The 20,840-nt window shown below is 64.9% G+C and carries 19 protein-coding genes; 8 read left to right on the forward strand and 11 right to left on the reverse strand.

Annotated elements, in window-relative coordinates; all coding sequences use genetic code 11:
* Positions 1-52: 52 nt before the first annotated feature.
* Together ABRP17_RS17920 and ABRP17_RS17925 are read left to right on the forward strand one after the other, a co-directional pair.
* Positions 53-1,264: an MFS transporter gene (locus ABRP17_RS17920; RefSeq protein WP_349984253.1), complete on the forward strand. Its 1,212-nt coding sequence runs from the start codon at positions 53-55 to the stop codon at positions 1,262-1,264.
* Positions 1,265-1,425: 161 nt separating this feature from the next.
* Positions 1,426-2,535, forward strand: a complete 1,110-nt coding sequence (locus ABRP17_RS17925) for a serine hydrolase (protein ID WP_349984252.1) — start codon at positions 1,426-1,428, stop codon at positions 2,533-2,535.
* Here ABRP17_RS17925 and ABRP17_RS17930 read toward each other — a convergent pair.
* A complete protein-coding gene (locus tag ABRP17_RS17930) occupies positions 2,519-4,108 on the reverse strand; it encodes a winged helix-turn-helix domain-containing protein (protein ID WP_349984251.1) in 1,590 nt (529 codons plus the stop codon). The genes ABRP17_RS17925 and ABRP17_RS17930 overlap by 17 nt on opposite strands.
* A 162-nt stretch (positions 4,109-4,270) precedes the next feature.
* On the opposite strand from ABRP17_RS17930, the gene ABRP17_RS17935 reads away from it, so the two are divergent.
* Positions 4,271-5,104, forward strand: a complete 834-nt coding sequence (locus ABRP17_RS17935; protein ID WP_349984250.1) for a hypothetical protein — start codon at positions 4,271-4,273, stop codon at positions 5,102-5,104.
* Positions 5,105-5,197: 93 nt separating this feature from the next.
* Here the strand turns inward: ABRP17_RS17935 and ABRP17_RS17940 are convergent, their stop codons facing one another.
* From ABRP17_RS17940 to alaE, 7 genes are all read right to left on the reverse strand, one after another.
* Positions 5,198-5,590, reverse strand: coding sequence for a hypothetical protein (locus ABRP17_RS17940; protein ID WP_372486838.1), 393 nt, complete (start codon positions 5,588-5,590; stop codon positions 5,198-5,200).
* 366 nt (positions 5,591-5,956) lie between these two features.
* Entirely contained in the window at positions 5,957-6,661 is a 705-nt protein-coding gene (locus ABRP17_RS17945; RefSeq protein ID WP_349984248.1) for a hypothetical protein, read from the reverse strand.
* A 156-nt stretch (positions 6,662-6,817) separates the two neighbouring features.
* Positions 6,818-8,245 (reverse strand): PepSY domain-containing protein, encoded by a 1,428-nt coding sequence (locus tag ABRP17_RS17950; RefSeq protein WP_349984247.1) that lies wholly within the window; start codon positions 8,243-8,245, stop codon positions 6,818-6,820.
* Position 8,246: 1 nt separating this feature from the next.
* Entirely contained in the window at positions 8,247-10,466 is a 2,220-nt protein-coding gene (locus ABRP17_RS17955) for a TonB-dependent siderophore receptor (RefSeq protein ID WP_349984246.1), read from the reverse strand.
* A gap of 269 nt (positions 10,467-10,735) precedes the next feature.
* Complete coding sequence (locus ABRP17_RS17960; RefSeq protein WP_372487030.1) at positions 10,736-11,179, reverse strand: hypothetical protein; 444 nt, start codon at positions 11,177-11,179, stop codon at positions 10,736-10,738.
* A 171-nt stretch (positions 11,180-11,350) separates the two neighbouring features.
* Positions 11,351-12,430 carry a Fic family protein gene (locus ABRP17_RS17965; protein ID WP_372486839.1) on the reverse strand — a complete coding sequence of 360 codons (1,080 nt, stop codon included), beginning with the start codon at positions 12,428-12,430 and terminating at the stop codon, positions 11,351-11,353.
* 191 nt (positions 12,431-12,621) lie between these two features.
* A complete protein-coding gene (gene alaE, locus ABRP17_RS17970) occupies positions 12,622-13,086 on the reverse strand; it encodes an L-alanine exporter AlaE (protein WP_349984243.1) in 465 nt (154 codons plus the stop codon).
* Positions 13,087-13,250: 164 nt separating this feature from the next.
* Here alaE and ABRP17_RS17975 point away from each other — a divergent pair, with 164 nt between their 5' ends.
* A complete protein-coding gene (locus ABRP17_RS17975) occupies positions 13,251-13,778 on the forward strand; it encodes a DUF6622 family protein (RefSeq protein WP_349984551.1) in 528 nt (175 codons plus the stop codon).
* A gap of 138 nt (positions 13,779-13,916) precedes the next feature.
* Here ABRP17_RS17975 and ABRP17_RS17980 read toward each other — a convergent pair whose 3' ends face one another.
* Positions 13,917-14,237 (reverse strand): hypothetical protein, encoded by a 321-nt coding sequence (locus ABRP17_RS17980; protein WP_349984242.1) that lies wholly within the window; start codon positions 14,235-14,237, stop codon positions 13,917-13,919.
* 325 nt (positions 14,238-14,562) lie between these two features.
* Here ABRP17_RS17980 and ABRP17_RS17985 point away from each other — a divergent pair, with 325 nt between their 5' ends.
* From ABRP17_RS17985 to ABRP17_RS18000, 4 genes are all read left to right on the forward strand, one after another.
* Positions 14,563-16,218 (forward strand): acetolactate synthase large subunit, encoded by a 1,656-nt coding sequence (locus tag ABRP17_RS17985; protein WP_349984241.1) that lies wholly within the window; start codon positions 14,563-14,565, stop codon positions 16,216-16,218.
* A gap of 30 nt (positions 16,219-16,248) precedes the next feature.
* Positions 16,249-17,631, forward strand: coding sequence for an aldehyde dehydrogenase family protein (locus ABRP17_RS17990; RefSeq protein WP_349984239.1), 1,383 nt, complete (start codon positions 16,249-16,251; stop codon positions 17,629-17,631).
* 118 nt (positions 17,632-17,749) lie between these two features.
* Positions 17,750-18,019: a hypothetical protein gene (locus ABRP17_RS17995; protein WP_188324015.1), complete on the forward strand. Its 270-nt coding sequence runs from the start codon at positions 17,750-17,752 to the stop codon at positions 18,017-18,019.
* A 154-nt stretch (positions 18,020-18,173) separates the two neighbouring features.
* Entirely contained in the window at positions 18,174-18,866 is a 693-nt protein-coding gene (locus ABRP17_RS18000) for a L,D-transpeptidase (protein WP_349984550.1), read from the forward strand.
* Between the two features lie 30 nt (positions 18,867-18,896).
* Here ABRP17_RS18000 and ABRP17_RS18005 read toward each other — a convergent pair whose 3' ends face one another.
* Positions 18,897-19,526, reverse strand: coding sequence for a hypothetical protein (locus ABRP17_RS18005; RefSeq protein WP_349984238.1), 630 nt, complete (start codon positions 19,524-19,526; stop codon positions 18,897-18,899).
* A gap of 19 nt (positions 19,527-19,545) precedes the next feature.
* On the reverse strand, positions 19,546-20,643 hold the full coding sequence (locus ABRP17_RS18010) for a LacI family DNA-binding transcriptional regulator (RefSeq protein WP_223202838.1): 1,098 nt from the start codon (positions 20,641-20,643) through the stop codon (positions 19,546-19,548).
* Between the last annotated feature and the right edge of the window lie 197 nt (positions 20,644-20,840).

Genomic DNA, 20,840 nt, shown 5'->3' on the forward strand with positions numbered 1-20,840 from the left:
GCCCCCTAGACGCGAGCCGGTGCGGCAGGATTCCCAACCCAAAGGACACTGCGTGACTTCCCCCACCTCCACCACACCTGCTGCGGGCCCTGCGCCGCTGCCCATCGCTGCGCTGTTGGCGCTGGCCATGACCGGCTTCATCTGCATCGTCACCGAAACCCTGCCGGCGGGGCTGCTGCCGCTGATGTCCGATGGGCTGGGCATTACGCCCGCCTTGGCAGGACAGACGGTCACCGCCTACGCACTGGGCTCGGTGATTGCCGCCATTCCGCTGACCATCGCGACCCAGCAGTGGCGGCGACGCAACGTCCTGCTGCTCACCATCGTCGGCTTCCTTGTATTCAATTCGATCACCGCAGTGTCCAACGACTATGCACTGACCCTGGTGGCCCGCTTCTTTGCTGGCGCCGCAGCAGGCCTGGCGTGGAGCCTGCTGGCCGGCTATGCCCGACGCATGGTGCAGCCCGACCAACAGGGCAGGGCGATGGCCATCGCCATGGTAGGCACACCGATTGCGCTGTCGCTCGGCGTGCCGCTGGGCACGTGGATGGGCGGCCTGCTGGGTTGGCGCACTGCGTTCGCTGCCATGTCGGCGCTGACCGTCGTGTTGATCGTCTGGGTGCTGGTCAAGGTGCCGGACTACCCGGGCCAGTCAGCCGCCCAGCGCGTCCCGCTGCGCAGGGTGCTCACCACGCCGGGCGTGCGTCCGGTGCTGGCCACCGTCATGGCATGGATGCTGGCGCACAACATCCTGTACACCTACGTGGCTCCGTTCGCGGCCAACGCCGGGCTCGCCGAACGCGTGGACGTGCTGCTGCTGGTCTTCGGTGTTTCGGCACTGATCGGCATCGGCGTGGCAGCCAAGCGGGTCGAGCGACACCTCCGCAGCACCGTGCTGGTGTCGTTGGCCACGTTCTTCGTGATCTGCGTGACCCTGGCGTTCCTGCAGCAGCTGCAGCCGGTGGTGTATGTCTGCGTGGCGATCTGGGGCCTGACGTTCGGCGGTGCCGCCACACTGCTGCAGACGGCGTTGGCCGACAGTGCGGGCGAGGGCGCCGACGTGGCGCTGTCACTCAACGTCGTCGCCTGGAACCTGGTCATCGCCGGTGGCGGTGTCATGGGTGGGGTGCTGCTGGACCAGTGGGGCGCGCAGACCTTCCCGGCGGCGATGGCGTTCCTGCTGGCCGTTGGCTTCTGCATCGTCTGGCGCGCGCGACATCATGGATTTGCGGCTGGCGCACGCTCGGCGGTGGCCGGGCACTAGGCCGTCATCGGGTCAGGAGGGACGGCCGCATCGCAGCGGCCGCCTCTGCGGGTGACGTCATAAACCGTTGATGGGCAAGGCCTTCATTATTCTTCAGACAGTCATCAGGCCCTTCATTTGATGGCATGGTCCGCTGCGGACTCCTCTGCTGGAGTGTGCCCATGTCGATCCTGCTTCGCCTGTTTCCTGTCGCCGTCCTGCTGCTCGCCGCCAGCGCCGCGTGCGCTGCTCCTCCCTTGGCCGTGGCGGAGGATTGGCCCGCCGGCGACCCGGCAGGTCACGGCTTCGATCCTGCGCGACTCGCCGCGCTCGATGCGGCGATCAACAACGGCCAAGCGCCTGATACCACCAGCGTGCTGGTGATCCATCAGGGCGCATTGATCCACGAGGCGTACTTCAACGGGGCTGACCGGGAGACGCTGCACAACACCCGTTCGTTGACAAAGAGCGTCACCGCACTGCTGGTCGGGGCGGCCATCGATCGCGGCCTGATTAACGGGGTGAGCGCACCGGTGCTGGGCTACTTCCCGGACAGGACGCCCGCGCACGCCGGGGCCTTCAAGGACGCCATCACCCTCGAAGACCTGCTGACGATGAGTGCGGCGTGGGAGTGCGATGACAACAACAGCTTCTCGGCCGGGAACGAAGAACGCATGTACGTCAGTGCTGACTGGACCGGGTTCACGCTGGACCTGCCCGAGCGCGGCTATGCGCCGTGGAATCTGCGCCCGGCGGACAGCCCGCACGGTCGCGCCTTTGCCTACTGCACGGCCAACTCTTTCCTGCTGGGCGCGATCGTCGAACGTGCAGCCCATATGCCTCTGGCACAGTTCGCGGCCGACGCGCTGGAACGGCCCTTGGGCATCCGGACGTCGGTGTGGCAGCGTGCTTCAGAAGGCGTCGGCATGGGCGGCGGCGGCACCCAGTACCGAAGCCGCGACCTCGCCAAGCTGGGGCAGTTGATGCTGGACGGCGGTCGCTGGAAGGGTAGGCAGGTGATCTCTGCCGATTGGATCGAGGCCATGACCCAGGTGCGTGCGCAGACCCCGTTCGACGCAGACTACGGTTACCAGATGTGGCGCTTCACCTTCAAGGACGGCGCACGGGTGCTGCAGGCGTGGACGATGTCCGGCAATGGCGGTAACGCGGTATTCGTGGTGCCCGAGAAAGCGCTGGTGATGGTGGTGACGCGCACCCGCTACAACCAGCGTGGCATGCATGAGCAGACCCGGGCGCTGCTGCAGGATTTCGTCCTCACCGCGCCGCAGTAGGCTGCCGTGCGTCTTCGGGGAGGATGCCCGATGCGATGACGCGCGCCCGTTCGGTCGCCACGTGGGCCTGCACCGACTTCACCACCGCGGCGAATCCGGGGTCGGTACGCAACGCGCTGAACAGCGGTGACACCCGCAGATACGCGGCATCACGGTAACCGCTGGCAACAGCAGCGTTGAGCGCTTGCAGGGCGGCCTGCCGGTCGCCCGCCAGCTCGGCGAGCAGGGCCGCTTCCACCCCGTCCAAGGGGTCGGCACCCTGCGCAAGCCCGGCCTGCAACGCGGCGGACTGCTGACGCAGCGCGGTTGCAGCGGGCACCGGGGTTGCGCCGGTGATCCAGGCGATGGTGCCGGGCAGGCTGGCGTGGGACTTCAAGGCCCGTGCCTGCAGGGCAGCACTGCGGGCAGCGGGCTGGTCACCGCGCTGCAACGCCAGCTCCGTCGCCAGCAGATACAGCGCGGCATGCTCGGTGCCGCGTGCCATGGCCTCGTCCAGCGCCGCCTGTGCCTCCGCCGTGCGGCCTTGTCCATACAGAAAGACGGGCCAGGCACTGTTGGAAAACACATTGTCCGGATACAGCTGGAAGCTGCGCCGGTAACGCGCCTCGGCCGCCGCGGTGTAGCCCAGCAACTCCAGGTTCGAGGCGACCTGCACCGTCCAGAAGCGCACACGTTCCGGATGACGCACGGCGAGGTTTGAAGCCAGCGCATCATGCAGGCGCCCCTTGCGGGCATACAGATACGCGGCCGAGGCGCGGCTTGCGTCGTCGTCGGGGTTCAGCTGCACCGCGTGCTCATACGCGGCCAGCGCGGCGTCGACCTCGCCAAGGCAATCATGCGCATAGCCCAACGTCGCATAGGCCGCGGACCGCTCCGAGCTGCGCCCCACCACGGCCTGCGCCAGCGCCAACGCCTGCTGCACATCGTTGCGGTTGCCGTTGTACAGGCACGCACGCGCGGCGAGGGCGCGGGAAACACCGAGCTGAGCCGGCATATCATCCGGCACCTCCTGCAAGCGCTGGCGATACAGCGCCAGGGCGCGTTCGTTGTTGTCGCGCTGACCGATGGCCGCGTAATAGTCCGCACGCTCCAGCAGCGGCGATGCGCCAGCGCCCACGGCGGCCGGCCATTGCCACCACGCAAGTCCAGACAGCGCGAGGACCAGCAGCGCGGCGGCTCCGATGATCATCGGCGAACGGCGCGGCGGAGGCGTGAGCTGCGTGTCCGCCGATGCATCCGGCACCGGCTCGCTGCACAACTGATAGCCCTGGCCGCGCACGGAGCGCAGATAACGCGCCTGACGCCCGTCGTCACCCAGTGCCTGGCGCAGCAGGCGGACGCGCTGGGTCACCGTCTCTTCGTTGACATGCGCGGGCGCCCACACGTTGGCGATCAGGTCATCGAAACCGACAACCCGGGTGCCTTGGGTGATCAGGTAATGCAGCAGGCGAAAGCTGAGCCCGGCCACGTCCACGACCTGGCCGCCCTCACGGACCACGCGCTGCCGCGCCACATCGATGCGCAGGTCATCAAGGCGGTAGTGCAGGGGCAGGGTGCCGGCGGCCTCAGCCATGGAGGAACACAGCGCTACAACGGGTCAACGGGGTCACCTGGCGGCGGCGGGTCGTGGCTGCCGAGGGTAGCAGGCAGCCGCGGTCATCGGTGCTTGCCGATGCGGCAGGGGTAGAATGCAGGTCAGGGCAGGGGGCCCGGACGGGAAAAGGAAGAACCGGCAATGGACATGCACGCAGGCGCGACGGACGTGCCGAATCAAGAACCCGACAGCGGCGAATCGCTGACCTTCGACTGGCTGTATCAGCAGGTCCAGCGTTATGCCAAGCACAGCGTGTATCCGCAGGCATCGAGAATCGAGCGCTGGCTGTTTCGGGTTGGCCTTGCTGCTGCAGCGCTGGCGATCCTGGCCGCGCTGATTCCATCTCATTTCCTGGATATCAAGTGGGCGCTTGCGATTGCAATCAGCTGTCTGGTCATAGAGGTTGCCAGCTTCCTGGTGGGGTCGATCCTCGCAGCGCGTCGCCAGCTCCGCCAGTACACCCAGCCGCGACTCTCGCATGCGAAGGAGATGGACGCCGAGTTCGGCTATTGGCAGATCGTGGCGCAGCGTCTGCGCACGTTCCCCCGGCAACAGCGCGAAGAGCGCCTGCGCTTCGTCAGCACCCTGCGGACCGGCATGACCGATCGGATGGGGATGATGTACGGCGGACTGCAGCGCCTCGGGCCGTTCCCCCTGCTGATCGCGCTCTACCTGCAGTTCCGCCACTGGCAGTGGGGCGACTGGTCTGCAGTGTTCGATGTCACGGTTATCGAAGCGATACTGATCTTCGCCATGGTGCTGCTGTATGCGGTGGGGTGGCTGCTGGTCGGGCTGCGGGTTCGGCTGGATACTTATGTCAGCCTGCTCGAGGCGTCGTTGCACGAGGGTGCGGCTTCCGGTGATCCCGCAGCTACACCGTGCCAAGGTGTCACTTCGCCTCGATATGCAGGCGAAGGCCCATCGCACTCAACACCGCCGTCAGACTCGTCAGGCGCACGCCAGCTGGCGCAGTGAGCCGTCGGCGAATGGTCAGGGGATTTGAGCGCAGCGTCGTGGCGATATCTTCCAGGCCATCTGCGCAAGTTGGTTCGGGGTTCTTGTCCATGATCAATGGGCCCCCAGATCCGGTCCGACCGACGTCTTGATCAGCTCTCGACCGGCCACCAGCAGCCCTTCCAGCAGATGCTCGCCCAGCAGGGTGTCGGTATGCCCGTCGCATCGTGAGAGATGCTCACCGTGGAGGATCTCAAGGATGGCATCCAACCCTTGCAGGACGCGTCTCGACACGATGACCTTGCCGCTGCGCGCCAGCTCGTCCTCAATCTCGGACGGGGCCGGGACCAGAGCCAGTCGTGGCGTCCATGGATGAGTGGGGTGGTCGCGTTCGAACTGCTCGATCTGCGCTTCCAGTTGATCGACAAAGCCGGGTGGGAAGGCGTTCACGCGGTCGCCAAGCAATAGCGCCAGGCGAGCGCGGCTGCGTGGATGCTGGGGTGTCATCGGTCGGACCTCGCATGCGATGAGGCCACCTGCGCCAGAGCGCAGGGTGGCGGGCGATGCGGGTTGGCATACCGGTGGTAACAAAGCAAAAGACCGGCGGATTGGGATCCCCTCGCACCGCCCGCCGTGTGACCGGTGGGCAATGCTGTGCATTCTCCGCCGTGCCCCGGAGGGCAGAACAGAGCCAATCGCTTTGTTACCTGTCAGGATGCCAATCCCGGCTGTGACCTTTCGGCTTCAGCCCGATCATGGTCCGTGCACAGCATGGATGCGTCCATGAGGATAGTTGCGAATCTGGCAGGTGCGACGGCGACGCCAATGGCGTGGTGATCAAAGGCGCAATCGGCCGGAGAACCAATGCGGCGCTCAATTGTCCGGCCGAAAGGAAAGGTGCCGCCGGAATGTCGCACTGGCATCCCGCGCCGGGTCCGGAGGAAAGAGAGAGATCAGTCCCGCTGCCACTGCTTTCGGCTGCAGGGTGATGCCCACGCCTTCTGCGCGTTCGATATCCACGGCGCTGACCGTCCCATCCCGCTTGATGTGCATGACCCAGACCAGCTCCCCCGTGAACTGATCGGGTGCGAGGGACGGATCGTAATTCGGTCGGCCGAGGACGTAAGGCATGCCGGCCGGCGTTTGCTCGACCAAGGCGTCCACGGTAGCGAACACGTCGACCGACTGAGCACCCACCACACGATCCTGATCGTTGACCCGAACCTCGTAAGTCCATTTGCCAGCGGGCGCGTCTGCCGGCAGATCGGCAGAGAAACACTTCTTGCTGCCGTCCACGTCGCGATATATCTGGCGGCTGATCTGCCGGCCGGCGGGGCCGATGGCCCGCACTTCCATACGCTCGACGACCAGGTCTTTGTTGAGGATCGCCACGCAGACCTGGTGATCAAAGCGGCCATCCAAGGCGAAAGAGCGGGTTTCCTGCCGCGCCAGTGCGCCCACGCTCGTCCTGGTCCAGAGAAACTCGATGTAGGCATCCTTGGGGATTGGGGCAGGCGGCGTGGCGAGCGCCGTCCCACTGGACCAAAGGCACATCATCAAACACAGGCTTCTGAACATGGACCGTCCTTGGTATTCGTCGCGTTGACCTCGCCACCTGATTAAAGCGCAGATTCTCTGCAGGGGCGAGCGGCTTACCAGGGAAAGTAAATCGGCGCGCCAGACACTCGCTGTCGAAAGCCTGCGGAAGAAACAAGCAAGAGCGCCTGCACGCCCTCAATCCAGCCAGCGGAACAGACATAAGCGCGGCCTGATCCAGCGATCAAACGCCCAGACCACCAGCAGCGACAGAAACACCAGCGGCAGCACGATGGCGGTCACGAGGGCGATGACAAGCCACCAGCGAAGCGGCGTGCGGCTGCCTGTACCCGGTGCGCCGATGCGGCCAGCCGGCTTGCGCCGCCACCACATCACCACACCCGACACACACAGCACGACGATGCCGATGCACGTGGCCAGCATGACCGCCTGATTGGCGCGCCCGAAGTAGTTGCCCATGTGCAGCTGCACGCCCATTTCAATGGCCTGCGCCACGACGCCGTAATCATCGAAGCCCGCCCGCACCAGCAGTTCGCCCTCTCTGTCGAAGTGGTAGGTGACCTGGCCCTGGGGCCTGTCGGGGTAGGTGTAGGCCATCAACGCACCGCGCTGCGTGCTCGGCAGGAATACCCGCAGCGGGTCTGCCGTGCCTGCAGCGCGCACATGCGCTATCGCGCGCTCCAAACCTGCTGCGGTCCACTGACGCGCCGCACCGTCCGCCGGGGACGCGTGGCTTCCGTGATGCGAATGTGCTGCGTCGGCCGCCGCCTCGGCAGGCGGCATCGGTGCGTGCTGCAACGTCCACGGCACGTCGTTGAACGCACTGCCGATCTTCGGTGCCTCCGGTGCCACGTAGCGGCGATAAACCGGCGGGTAGCCCGCATGGATGGCCTCCGCGCCACCGCGCACCCAGTCGCCCCAGAACGCAGCCCATGGCAGGCCGGTGAAGATCAGGAACAGCACCAGCACTGACACCCACAGGCCCGTGGCAGCATGTAGCGACTTCCAGAATGCCCGCCCCTTGGCGCGCATATTCGGGACAACGCCCGACCACCAGGCAAGCCCTTGTCCACGCGGCCAGCCCAGATAGAGCCCCGTCACGATAAGCACCACCGCCCAACACGCGGCCAGCTCGATCAGGTAACTGCCCAGCGTGCCCAGCATCAGCGACCCATGCAGGCGCTCGGCGAAACCGACCAGCGTCCGGGACGGCACCATCGCGCCAAGCACCTGACCGGTGCCGGGGTCGACGAAGGTGATCTGACTTTCTGCATCGGCGCGCTGCAGATAGACCTGGGCAGGACGTTGCCGATCAGTCGGTACATCGATCCGCGTGGCGCTGCTACCGGGCGCGGAGGCCTCCGCCGCATCGATCATGCTCGCCAGCGGTGATCGCTCTTGCCACGGGGCAGGGGTGAAGCGCAGCTCCGGGTAGAGGGCATCGTTCAACTCATCGTTGAACAGATAGATCGCACCGGTGATGGCAAGCAACACCAGAAACGGCGCGACGAACAGCCCGGCATACAGATGCCAACGCCAGAACAGCCGATGCCGGTCCCGGTTGCCTGCATCGCCACGCGGCGCGGAAGTGGAGTGTGAGGTCATGTCAGAACCGCGTGCGCAGGGTCAGCTCGACGCTGCGGGGCGCGCCGAGGTAAATGTGGGTGGACGGATACCCGGAGTACGCTCCATAAAGCGCGTCCGACAGGTTCCGCACACGCAGCACCGCCGATACCTGCTGCCAGTCGTAGCCGACCCAGGCATCGAACGTCGTATGGCCACGGACGTGGATCGTGTTGGCGTTGTCGGTGTAGAAACCGCCGACGCTGCGGCCGGAGGCCCCTACAGAAAGCGGAAGGCCCAGGAAGCGGTAGGTCGCAGCCAGTGCGGCCGTGCCATTGGGCACATTGGTGGGGCGATTGCCGCTGCGATCGGCCCCGCCGGCTTCCAGCAGGCGGTCGTAGCGCGCGCTGCCATACGCAGCCGAGAGGTCCACGCGCAGCCCGCGCGTCACCTGGGCCTCTGCAGACAGTTCAACACCCTGCGACGACTGCTCGCCACCCTGCACGCTGATGCTCGGGTTGGCCGGGTCGCGGGTCAGGATGTTGTCCCGCTCGATCCGGTAGGCCGCTGCAGTAAGTTCCATGCGCTTGTCCCACACGCTTGCCTTGATGCCCGCCTCGAGCGACTTGCCCTTGCTGAGATCGAACACACCGGCAGCCGGGCGCATGGTCAACAGGGTGGACACCGGGCTCACCGCAGTGGCGTACTGCCCGTAGACCTGCACATCCGGCGTGAGGTCGAACACGCTGCCGATCCGCCAGGAGAACGGGCTGTAATCGGGCCGGAACGCGTCCACGCTGCCGGTATTCAGATCGCGGATGTCACGCGACAGCTTGATGTTTTCCACGCGCGCGCCCGCCAACAGGATCCAGCGGTCTGTCACGTTGAGTGCATTCTCGGCGAACACGGCGGTGGTGCGCAGGCGCGACTCGAAGATCACATTGTTTCCCGCGCCGGGAAAGTTGCCGGCCGATCCATCCGGGAACAGGCCGACATCCGGATCAAGCGGCGATACCGGGGTGGTGACGCCGGTCTGTCGCGGATTGTGGAAATTGGTGTCGTTGTACTCGGCCCCTGCCGTGAACCGGTTGCGACGTGCCCCGATCTGGCCATCGTAGGACAGCGCAAGACGCTCGTTCCACGTGGTCTGGTCGTGCCGGATCCGCTCGGCGGTTCGCGAGAACTGCCCGGTCGAACGGTTGTAGATCCAGTTGTCGGAATAGAAAAAGTCCCGGTCGGCCTGATACCAGCTGAGATCGTTCTGCAGCGTCCAGTTGTCAGCAAGCGGAAGTTCGACACGCCAGCGCAACAGGTCACTGTTGGCGCCGGTGGTGGCACCCAAAGGGTTGTAGTTCACATGGCGGGTGGCCTTGTCCACGACGAATCCGTCGCTGCTGCGTACGACCCGACTGGGCGATCGGGCCACATCGGCCGGCACCATCGGCGCACCCTGGTATGTGCCCGTGCTCTCGTCCTCCGCGTGCTCGAAAGAGAACAGCATCGACATGCCGGAATCGCGGCGCCAGAGCAGGCTGCCGCCTACCGTCAGCAGGTCTGTGTCGTTGTTGTCGATGTCATCCAGGCTGTCAGAGCGCAACCGGCTGACGAAACCGCGTACCGCCACGGTATCCGACAGCGGCGTGTTGACGTCGAAGCCGGCCCGCCACGTGTTGAAGCTGCCGACCCCGAGCATGCCCTCCATGCTGGTCGCGCCGAACTGCGGCTTGCGACTCACCAGGTTGATGGCACCACCCAGTGCCCCTTCACCGTAGAGCACCGACGCCGGACCGCGCAGCACTTCAACGCGTTCCAAGCCGAACGTATCCAGGTTACGGGTGACGATCGTGGAGGTGCCCAGCCGCACGCCGTCGTGCAGGACCGAGACCGTGTTGCCGCTGAACCCCCGCATCGTGACCACGGCAGGATTGCCCGGCACATTGCCGACCATCGCGCCGCCGACCATGTCGAACACCTCGCTGGTGGTGCGTGCCCCCTGGGTGGCGATGTCGTTCTGGTCGATGACCTGCAAAGAGGCCGGGGTCTCGCGCTGGGTCAGGCCCAGGCGGCTGCCTACCGCCTCCGGCGAGTCCAGCAGGCGCTGCCGCTGCCCTTGAACGTTCAGCGCGTCCAGCGTCGTCGGGTCTGCAGGCGCAAGCGCACTGCTGGTCTGGGCAAAGGCGCCGGGTGCGCAGAGTGCACTGATGGATAGCAGCAGCGCGCCGTGGCGGGGCAGCGTGCCGGATGAGAATCGGGAGATCGTCATGGGTGGACCTTGGATACGGGATGTCGGACCACGGGATACGGAGCGCCCAAGCGCCCAAGCGCACGGGTGCTGATCGACGCACGATCAGCCACGACATCGAGATGCCGCGACCCCTCAGGGCCGCGACACGGAATTGAGCCGGCCTGTCAGCCGGTTGCGGAACGGGGGATACAGTGACCAGCCGCGAACTCGCCTGTCCCGGCGACCTGCCAGTGACGTGGAGCGTGCAGGGACAGCCGGGCTCGGTGAGCCTCAGGGCGCGGGCTGGATCAGCAGGCGAGGGCGCGTGGTGGGCCGCGGGCGCCGAGCGTTCCCGGCGCGGGGCGGGTCTGCGTATCGACCAGTCCGGCTACGGCACGGAACACCGCCGGCCACAGGCTGATCAGCAACAGCAGCGCCACCAGCAGGGTAATCATGCGGGCGGCGATGAGGCAGTAATCGCACTCCACGCCCATCTCATGGTCTGCGTGGGGATCAATGACCTTCGCGGGCGTGGATTCCGGGGATGCCGTTTTCGTGGGCGGCATCATCGGCATGGCGTGGTCCATGCCCTCCATCCCTTCATGGTGCTGATGGTGTGTATCGGCCGACGGGGATGGCGGCGCGTCCATTTCCATCGCAGGGCCCGCATGGGCATCTGGCGCCTGCACGGATGCCACCACCGGGTGTGCCAACGCCCGGCTGACCAACGGAGCGACCACGACCAGCACAATGGCCAGACAGGCCAGAACGTGGAGCCAGCGGTGGAAGACGGGGACGCGCACGGGGCTGATTCTACGGGATGGGGCGGACGCGTCAGGGGGAAAACGGCTTGGTTGCGCCATTCTGCGACGGTTTGTCGCAGGTGCTACGTCGGCTGAGTCAGCAGGAAGGCAAGGCGCAGCTCACCCTGCACCAGGCAGATTCAGTTCGTAAGCGGTACCGCGCCCGCCCGCCGCGCGTTTAGTCAGGACGCCCAATTCCAGCAAAGCAGCGATATCACGCAGCGCCGTGTCTGCCGAACATTTGGCGATTGCTGCCCACTTGCTGGTGGTCAGGTTGCCTTCGAATCCATCAAGCAAACGGGCAAGTAGTTTGATCTGGCGCGCGTTGAACGACGTACCGGCCCAGTGCTGCCAGAAGCGCGCTTTGCTTAGCACGGTGTTCAAAGTGGCCTGCGCGCTATCGATGGAACGTTCAAGCGCACCCAGAAACCACGCCAGCCACGCGGTGACGTCCAGTGAACCTTTCTGCGCACGCTCCAGTTCGATGTAGTAATCGTTACGCTCGCGCTGTATCTGCGCCGACAGGCTGTAAAAGCGCTGTTGGGTTGCACCATCGGCCCGGGCAAGGAACAGGTCGCCCACAGCCCGTGCGATACGGCCGTTGCCATCGTCGAACGGATGCAGTGTCACGAACCACAGATGCGCAAGTCCCGCCTTGATCAGGTCGGGCTGGCCCGCGTCCTGATTGGCCCACTCGAGAAAGGCCGTTGTCTCGGCAGCAAGCTGGCTGGCAGGCGGCGCCTGGAAGTGGACTTTCTGGCGTCCGATCGGCCCCGACACAACCTGCATGGGGCCGCGCTCATCGTCGCGCCACTGCGCAACGTTGATGCGGCTCATTCCGGAATAACCGGTCGGAAACAGGGCGGCGTGCCAACCGAACAGGCGCTCGGCAGTCAGCGGCTCGGCGCTGCGCGAGGTCGCGTCCAGTACCATCTCGACCACCCCGTCTATGTGGCGATCAACGGGCGAAACGGCGCCAATGTCCACGCCGAGGTGCCGTGCGATCGACGAGCGGACCGACTCGACGTCGAGCACCTCGCCCTCGATGGCACTGGTCTTGACCACGTCATCGGTAAGCGCTGCCAGGCTCGCCTGATCGCGCAGGGCCATGCCCACGTCTGCCAGTCGGCCGAGCAGCATGCCCTGAGCACGACTGACACTCGACAATGCAGGGGCCAGTGCACCTGCATCGTAGGTCATCGCAGGCCAGCGATCTGCCTGCCAGATATAGAGCGTATCTCCGCAATTCATGCGGCGATTAAGGCATGGATTCGCCGCAACCGCAAGCTAATCGCCGCATATTATGCGGCGATTAGGCGTTTTATCTCCGCACAGTGCCCCGGAAGACCGGGATCGCGACTGCGGGGCCGGCCAGCAGACCTCCCACCCGGCTACTCCTGCAGACTCATCGGTTTGGCCCCGCCCGGCGGCAAGCCGAACCGCGCGCGCATCCAGTTGAGGAAGGCGCCGTAGGGGCGTCCGGAGAGCAGCATGATGACCGTGGCACCCAGGATGCCGAACACCAGATCGCGGCCCGACGCGCCGCTGAAGGCGATGACGGCGGCGTAGATCGGCACCTGGAACGTGACCAGCGCCATGCTGTCCCAGAGAACGCGGGACCAGCGCGCCGCCGTGGCGCGGCGCATCAGCAGATCGCGCCACATGCCGTAGGGACGTGCCACGGGCACCATCAGTGCCGCACCGAGCAGCCGTGCCTGGCCGACGTCTTCCCAGCTCATGCCGGTGATGTAGCGCTCGTTGAGGGCCCCGGTAACGGTGAAGAAAATGATCAGTGCCGTGGTGTCGGCAAGGAACCCACGCGGATTCCAGGCTTCCTTGTTCGAGGTCTTCTGCATGGGGGCAGGATGACACGGCCCGTGCGCGCGTTCGGTGAGCAGCACGCCCCGCCGTGCACCTCAATCAGGTGACAGCTGTCACTGTGAAGCGGACGCGTTGCCCCCCATCATTTACCCAACGCGCTGGCCCGCCTGGCCAGCATCTCTTACATCAAGGACGTCCCGTGCAGATGCTGCAGCTCATCGTTTCGCATACCCCGATCTGGGTCTGGCTGGTCCTGGCATTTCTGGTAATGCGCGGCATCAAGGCCATGAAACCGGGGGAAACCTCGCTGGGGAAACTCGCCATCGTGCCGGTGCTGTTCACGGCGTGGGGCATGTGGTCGATCAACGCCCGGTATGCAGGCTCCTGGCAGGCATGGGCGCTCTGGCTGATCGGTATCGCGGCGGGCGCCGCCATCGGCTGGGCACTGCTGCGCAGACTGCAGCTGCGCGTTGAACCTGCCACCGGCAGATTGTGGCGGGGCGCGGATTACAGCCTGCTGCCGCTGCTGCTGGTCACCTTCCTGGTGAAGTATGGATTTGAAGTGGCGCTTGCGATGTCGCCTGAGCTGGTGGCTGATACCGGATTCCGTGCCGCGTACCTGATGATCTCCGGTGGGTTCACCGGCATCTTCGTCGGCAAATTCATTCGGTATGTCAGCGCATCGCGGGGGTTGGTCGGGCAGGGGAAGGTGATGCCCGCCGGTTAAGCCCGGCGTGTACCGCACGGAGCGGGAGTCGCCATCTTCTTTGCAGGAGATGGCGAGCTCGTCGCGATAGCGGACCGTGCTGTAGCCAAGCTGGCGCTTGATCAGCCCACGGCACGCAACGTATGGGCAGGCTGGACGTCAATGCGAAACCGACTCAAAAAGCCCCAGAAACAGGACTATCAGAAACAAGGAAAGGCCTACATAGAGAAGAATGGTGGCAGCTCGATGCGCACTTACCACCTCACCTGAAAGATGGACGCCGTCGAGGAGGTCACCCTTGACATCGCGCAATGCCTTATAGGCCACCTGCAACTCACCCATCATTGCAACGCCTCCACGCTGTGACCAGATCTCGGGGTGATCTCGCTTGAGAAGCCGCTTGAATTCGCAAAGCAAGAGAAAATACGTTGGGTAGGAAAAAACCATGCCTATGAGGCCCAACAGGAAAACTATACCCATAGAACCATCTCCCATCGTCCGATTGCGGGATGCTTGACAATGCCCTGCGTCCTCACGCCGCCGTCCACCGATACTGACAGCGGTCCCCCGACGCGGTCATCGAACCTAACACCCAGGCCAGCGGAAACGCCAGCGCCCGGGCTCAAAGCGTCCAACGTGAGGTCTTCGGGTATGTCAGCCCATCGCGGGGGGCCCGGGGCAGCGGAAGGTCGCGCCTGCGGCTTGAGCAACCTGCAGACAGGGGGCTGGCAGGGTGACGATGAGGCCAAAGCCGCTGAAATACGCGGGGGTATAGTGGTTCATCGTCACCGCAAGGATCGAAGGTATGCAGAAGGGCTCGGATCTACTGGTCAAAGCGCTGGAGAATGAAGGCGTCGACCGCATCTTTGGTGTACCGGGCGAGGAGAATCTCGACTTCCTCGAGTCACTCCGCAACTCGCGCATCGAACTCGTCCTTACCCGCCACGAACAGGCGGCCGCCTTCATGGCCGCCACCCACGGTCGGCTCACGGGCAGACCGGGCGTGTGCCTGGCCACCCTCGGTCCGGGCGCGCTGAACTTTTCCACCGGTGCGGCGTATGCCCATCTGGGTGCGTGGCCAATGATCCTCATCACTGGCCAAAAGGCGGTAATGAGTGCGAAGCAGGCCCGCTTCCAGATCGTGGATATCGTGGCGTCGATGAAGCCGCTCACGAAAATGACGCGGCAGATCGTCAGCCCGGCCGCAATCCCCGCCATGGTGCGTGATGCGTTCCGTGTGGCCATGGAAGAGCGCCCCGGCCCCGTCCATCTGGAGCTACCGGAGGACGTGGCAGGCGAGGAGGTGGAGGATGCTCCTGTCATCCCCGTGCACGCGCTGGACCGTCCCGTTGCATCGCCTGCCGCCTTGGACCGGGCAGAGGCCGCCATTCTCGCGGCGAAGCGGCCACTGGTGATGATCGGAGCGGCCGGCAGCAGGCCGTGGCTCACCGAGGCCCTGTCGGCCTTCGTCGCACGTACGCGCCTGCCGTTCTTCAACACACAGATGGGCAAGGGCGCCGTCACCGGGGGGTCCAACCTGTACATGGGGACGGCCGCGCTTTCCGAAGGCGATTATGTCCATGAGGCCGTCGCCCGCGCCGACCTGATCATCGCCATCGGCCACGACACCATCGAAAAGCCGCCGTTCCTGATGAAAAGCAGCGGCGGGCCGAAGGTCATCCATATCAGCTTCCAGTCCGCCACGGTCGAGCAGGTCTACCACCCCGATATCGAGGTGCTGGGCGACATCGGTGCATCGGTAGACGCATTGGCTGACCGCCTGGAGGGTCGCCTGTCTGGCGACGAGGGCATGAGCGAACTGCGCCAGAAAATCCTTGCCCATCTCAACGAGCGCGCCGACGAAGACCGTTTCCCGGTCACGCCGCAGCGGGTGGTGCATGACGTGCGCCAGGCGGTGCCGGACGACGGCATCGTGTGCCTGGACAACGGCATGTACAAGATCTGGTTCGCCCGCAATTACCGCACGCATGTCGCCAACACGCTGCTGCTCGACAATGCGCTTGCCACCATGGGCGCCGGCCTGCCATCGGCCATGATGGCGGCGATGCTGTACCCGAAGCGCCGGGTCATGGCGGTGTGTGGGGACGGCGGCTTCATGATGAACTCGCAGGAGATGGAAACGGCCGTGCGACTGGGCCTCAACCTGGTCGTGCTGATCCTCAACGACAACGCCTACGGCATGATCCGCTGGAAGCAGGCAGTCGATGGCTTCGAGGATTTCGGCATGCAGTTTGGCAACCCCGATTTCGTGAAGTATGCCGAGGCGTATGGCGCGAAGGGGAGCCGGGTAACGGCTGTGGAGGAACTGGCGCCGATGATCGAGGCCGCCTTTGCCGGCGGGGGTGTCCACCTGCTGGACGTGCCCATCGACTACTCGGAGAACACCCGCGTGCTGGTGGATGAGCTGCGTAATCGCGTGCCGGATGTGGGCTGCGCCTGATCATCCCCTGACCTTATCAAGGAGCACAAGATGCTGACCGTCGTACAGGCCTTCGACCGCGCCCCCATCACAGAGGTCGGGTTGGATACTGCTGGCGCGCTGGAGAAGAAGCTCAGCGCCGCTGAGCGAGTGTTCAAGGACCGCGACGGCTGGCTGCCGCCGCACCAGCGCATCGCGATCCTGCGCAAGCTCGCCGCCTTGATGGATGCCAAGCGCGATCACCTCGCCCTGCAGATCGCACGCGAGGGCGGCAAACCGCTGCGGGATGCGATTGTCGAGACCACGCGCGCGATCGACGGTGTCCACAACGCAGCAGATGAGTTGCGGAACTTCGGTGGCCGCGAGATCCCGATGGGGCTGTCGGCAGCCGCAGAAGGGCGCTGGGCCTTCACCACACGCGAACCCATCGGCATCGTGGCGGCTATCTCGGCGTTCAACCATCCGCTGAACCTGATCGTCCATCAAGTCGCGCCGGCCATTGCGGTGGGTTGCCCGGTCATCATCAAGCCGGCCTCTGCCACGCCGTTGTCCTGCCTGGAGTTCGTGGCGATGGTCCACGAGGCGGGCCTGCCCGAACCGTGGTGCCAGAGTTTCCTGCCGGAAGGTGACGACCTCGCCGAGGCATTGGCCACCGACAGACGAATTGCGTTCCTGAGCTTCATCGGCTCAGCAAGGGTAGGGTGGTCACTGCATGCCAAGCTGGCCCACGGTGCACGCTCGGCACTGGAGCACGGTGGCGTTGCGCCTGCGATTGTCGACCGCAGTGCGGACCTGTCCAGAATCATCGAACCGATCGTCAAGGGCGGCTATTACCATGCAGGCCAGGTGTGCGTGTCCACGCAGCGTATCTTCGTCCACGACGACATCGCCGATGCGTTCACCGAAGCCCTTGTTGACCACGTCGAACGCCTGCATACCGGCGATCCAACCCTGGAGGAGACCGATGTCGGTCCGCTGATCCAGCCGCGCGAAGCCGACCGCATTGCCGAATGGATCGAGGACGCCGTGAGCGGCGGCGCCACGCTCGCCACAGGGGGCAAGCGCCTGTCCGAGACCACGTCGCAGCCTACCGTGCTGCTGAATCCTGCCGATGATGCCCGCATTACCACGCAGGAAGTGTTCGGGCCGGTGATGGCGGTGTATCGCTACGCCGCGCTGGACGAGGCGATCGCGCGCGCCAACGCGCTGCCAACCGCATTCCAGGCCAGCATTTTCGCGCAGGACATCGACATCGCCCTGAGAGCGGCCAACCGGCTGGATGCTTCGGCGGTGATGATCAACGACGCTACGGCGTTCCGCACGGATTGGATGCCGTTTGCCGGACGTCGTGAGTCGGGATATGGCACCGGCGGCATCCCGTACACCATGCGCGACATGTCGCAGGAAAAAATGATCCTGATGCATAGAAGCTGAGCGGGGGGAGGGGGTCTTCACGCCCCCTCTACCTCCCCGGGCATTCACTGAACGTCGGTCTTGGCCTAGTCAAAAACGCCGCTATAGTCCGAACACCCCATACGACGGAGACAGCGAAATGTTCATTACCAAACAGCACCTGACGACCGCACGTACGCTTGGCGTCGCACTGATCGCAGGCGTCAGCCTGAGTGCCTGCGCCACCTATAAAGACGACTTCGCACGCATCGACTCCCGCCTCGACCAGTTGGACGTGAAGGTGCAGGGTGCAGCCCAGAGCGCCGAATCCGCCAATCAGTCCGCGACCCAGGCCAACCAGCGTCTGGACCAGATTGAAGGCCGTGTGCAGCAGCTTGAGCAGGCCCCGCGCCGCAAGCCGCGCGGCTGATCGCTTCGCTCACCTTGCAGTGAATGTTTGAACCAGGGACCGGTGGCCGTTACAGGCCACCTGCGTCCTTAGGGCGTTGAAGATGATTCGAAGGAATACTCCCATCCGTACCCACTCCTATTCCAGCTTCAGGCCGCTTTGTGGCGCAGTGGTCGTGGCGCTGGCGCTCGCGAGCGCTGGCACGGTCAGTGCCAGGAACGCCGACAAGAACGCCGCTGCACCGTCGGTAGCCGCGGTGGACGAGCTTCCGGAAGGCCAGTCAGTGTCAGACACCGTGATTGAACTGGCGGGCTGGGTCGTTGCATCGAAGGACAGCCAAGGCTACCCGTTCGCGATCATGGACAAGGCGGCAGCGCAGGTCCTGGTGTTCGACGGCGATGGCAAGCTGCGCGGCGCAGCGCCGGCATTATTCGGTTCAGCGAAAGGTGACCACACCGCACCCGGCGTCGCCGGCCTGGCGCTTCGCGAGATTCCAGGACGAGATCGCACTACGCCTGCCGGTCGCTTCATAGGCGGGTACGGCCCGTCCATCGATGCCGGGCGTGTGCTGTGGGTGGACTACGATTCCGGCGTTGCGTTGCATCCGATTACCACCGGCGTGCCAGCTGAAAAGCGTGCCGAGCGACTGGCATCGGCGTCAGCCGAAGACAACCGCGTGACGCATGGCTGCATCAACATTTCGCCGACGTTTTACGAGCAGATTGTTCGAACGACGTTCGAGCGGGGCGGGGTGTTCTACGTGCTTCCGGATAAAGCGTCGATGGCAGAGACGTTCCCGGAGTTCGCGCAGAGCCGCGCCGCTGCAAAAGACAGTGGTGAGAAGGACGCGCGTTCCGCCCGCAAGTGAGGGGCGAGGGAGGCGCGTCCTCTGAGACGATCAGCTGGATTGTGCCCTCAGCCGGTCACACGTTTCCTTGGCGCGTTGCAGGCCCATGCCTTCCGGCGAGGCCGGATCGGGGTCGCCCAGGGTGAGTGCTTCCATCCGCGCATCGTGCGCGGCACGCACGTCGGGGGCAGCCAGCACGTTTGCTGAAAGCGTGGGCGGTTCGACCGTACCGCGCTGGGCAAGAAAGGCGTTCAGCTCTGCCGGTGTGTAGGCCTCCATGAGGACCCGATCGAACTTGGCCTGATAAGCCGGGTCCTGGATACCGTCGGCTACCCGCCGTACGCCCGCCGCCACGTGCTCTGCCATCGCCTTTTCGATTGCTTTCCTGCAGGCGGGCGGGTCATCGGGCGTCGAGATGCCTTGTCCGCTGCCGAAGGCGCGCAGGAAGGCCTGACCTTCTTCAATAACCTGCTGCGTCACGATCTGCGTGTTGACCTGATGGGCCAGATCAAGCGGACTTGCGGCGAAGGAGGGTAGTCCGAGCATCGCCAGCAGCGCTGCGCCGCTCCAGCGCAGGGCAGTGGCCCGGCGCTGTGCAGCACCCAGGTATGCAGCAGAAAATCCATCTCGTTGTTTCATATCCACAAAAGCGTAAAAATCAGGCGCGCAAGGATAGCGCATCCGCTTTCATCGCCCGGCATCAGTCGCGTTGCGATGCTTTCTGCGATGGCCGGCGCACAGGGGACAGCAGCGGCCTGGATACGGAAGCGCGCGTGATCAATCGGTGCGCAAGCACCTGATTGACGGCGACACGTCCGGCGGAAGGCGTACGACGAATCTCCCGCAGCAGGATGTCTACCGCGCTGTCTGCCATCTCGGCCACCGGCTGATGCAGCGTGGTCAGCTCCGGCCACACCATCGTGGACGCGGAGGTGTCATCGAAACCAATCACCGACAGATCACCCGGTACGTCCATGCCGCGACGGTGCGCCACTGAAACAACCGCCGATGCCATGTCATCGTTGCTGGCGAAGATCGCGCTGGGCGGCTGATCCAGGCTCAATAGTCGTTCGGCCGCCTCCAGTCCCGAGCGGTAGGTGAAGTAGCCGGGCTGGACAAGGGTGGGGTCGTAGCCGATATCGGCGTCAGCCAGGGCGTCCCGGTACCCTTGCCAGCGATGTGCACTGGCCGTCTGGTTTGGATCGCCCGTGATGTAGCCGATGCGCGTGTGCCCGTGGGCGAGCAGATGCGACATCACGTCACGGCTGGCCTGGCGGTCATCGATGCGCACGCAAGAAATCACGTCGCTGAAATGACTGGACGCAATGGAGACCACGGGAATACCGGCGTTGACAAATACATCGACGATGGCCTTTGTTTCGCACAGGGGGGGTGGAAGAATCACGCCCGAGACCGTGATGGAAAGCTGCCGTGCCGCTTCCCGACGTGCCTGGCTGTCCAGCTCATCCCAGCTGGCGATCACCAGCTGCGCCGCTGAGCGGGTAGACCCACGCAGCGCGCCAACCAGTAGTTCACGCAGGTAGCTGGAGCTGGGATTGGTGTAGATCAATGCGATGCAGGTGTGTTGCGCCGCGGCCAACGCGCTGGCAGCAAGGTTGGGCCGGTAGTCCAGTTCCTGCACGCTGCGCATCACCCGCTCGCGGTTGCCTTCGCGCACGCCGGCATGGCCATTGATGACCCGCGAAACGGTCATCGCCGATACGCCTGCATGCGCGGCGACGTCGTCGATGGTGATGGCGCTCGCCTTGCGACGGATGGCTTTTCGGCTGCGAGTCAAACAATCGGCTCCTTTGCTGCGCTGCATGATGACAATCGCGATCCGGGGTGCGTAGTCTGCGCCCGTGACGTGATGGTAGCGCTACCACTGAGCCAGTGTAAGGCCAGCAGGTACCCCCCCCTTTACCGCGCGGCTGTTCTGGCAAATCTGCAAGCGAGTGTGAGTCGCAGTGCACGCAACGCGCACTGTGATGTTCG

Source organism: Stenotrophomonas sp. WHRI 8082, assembly GCF_040223995.2.
In the GTDB taxonomy this organism is placed as follows: Bacteria; Pseudomonadota; Gammaproteobacteria; order Xanthomonadales; family Xanthomonadaceae; genus Stenotrophomonas.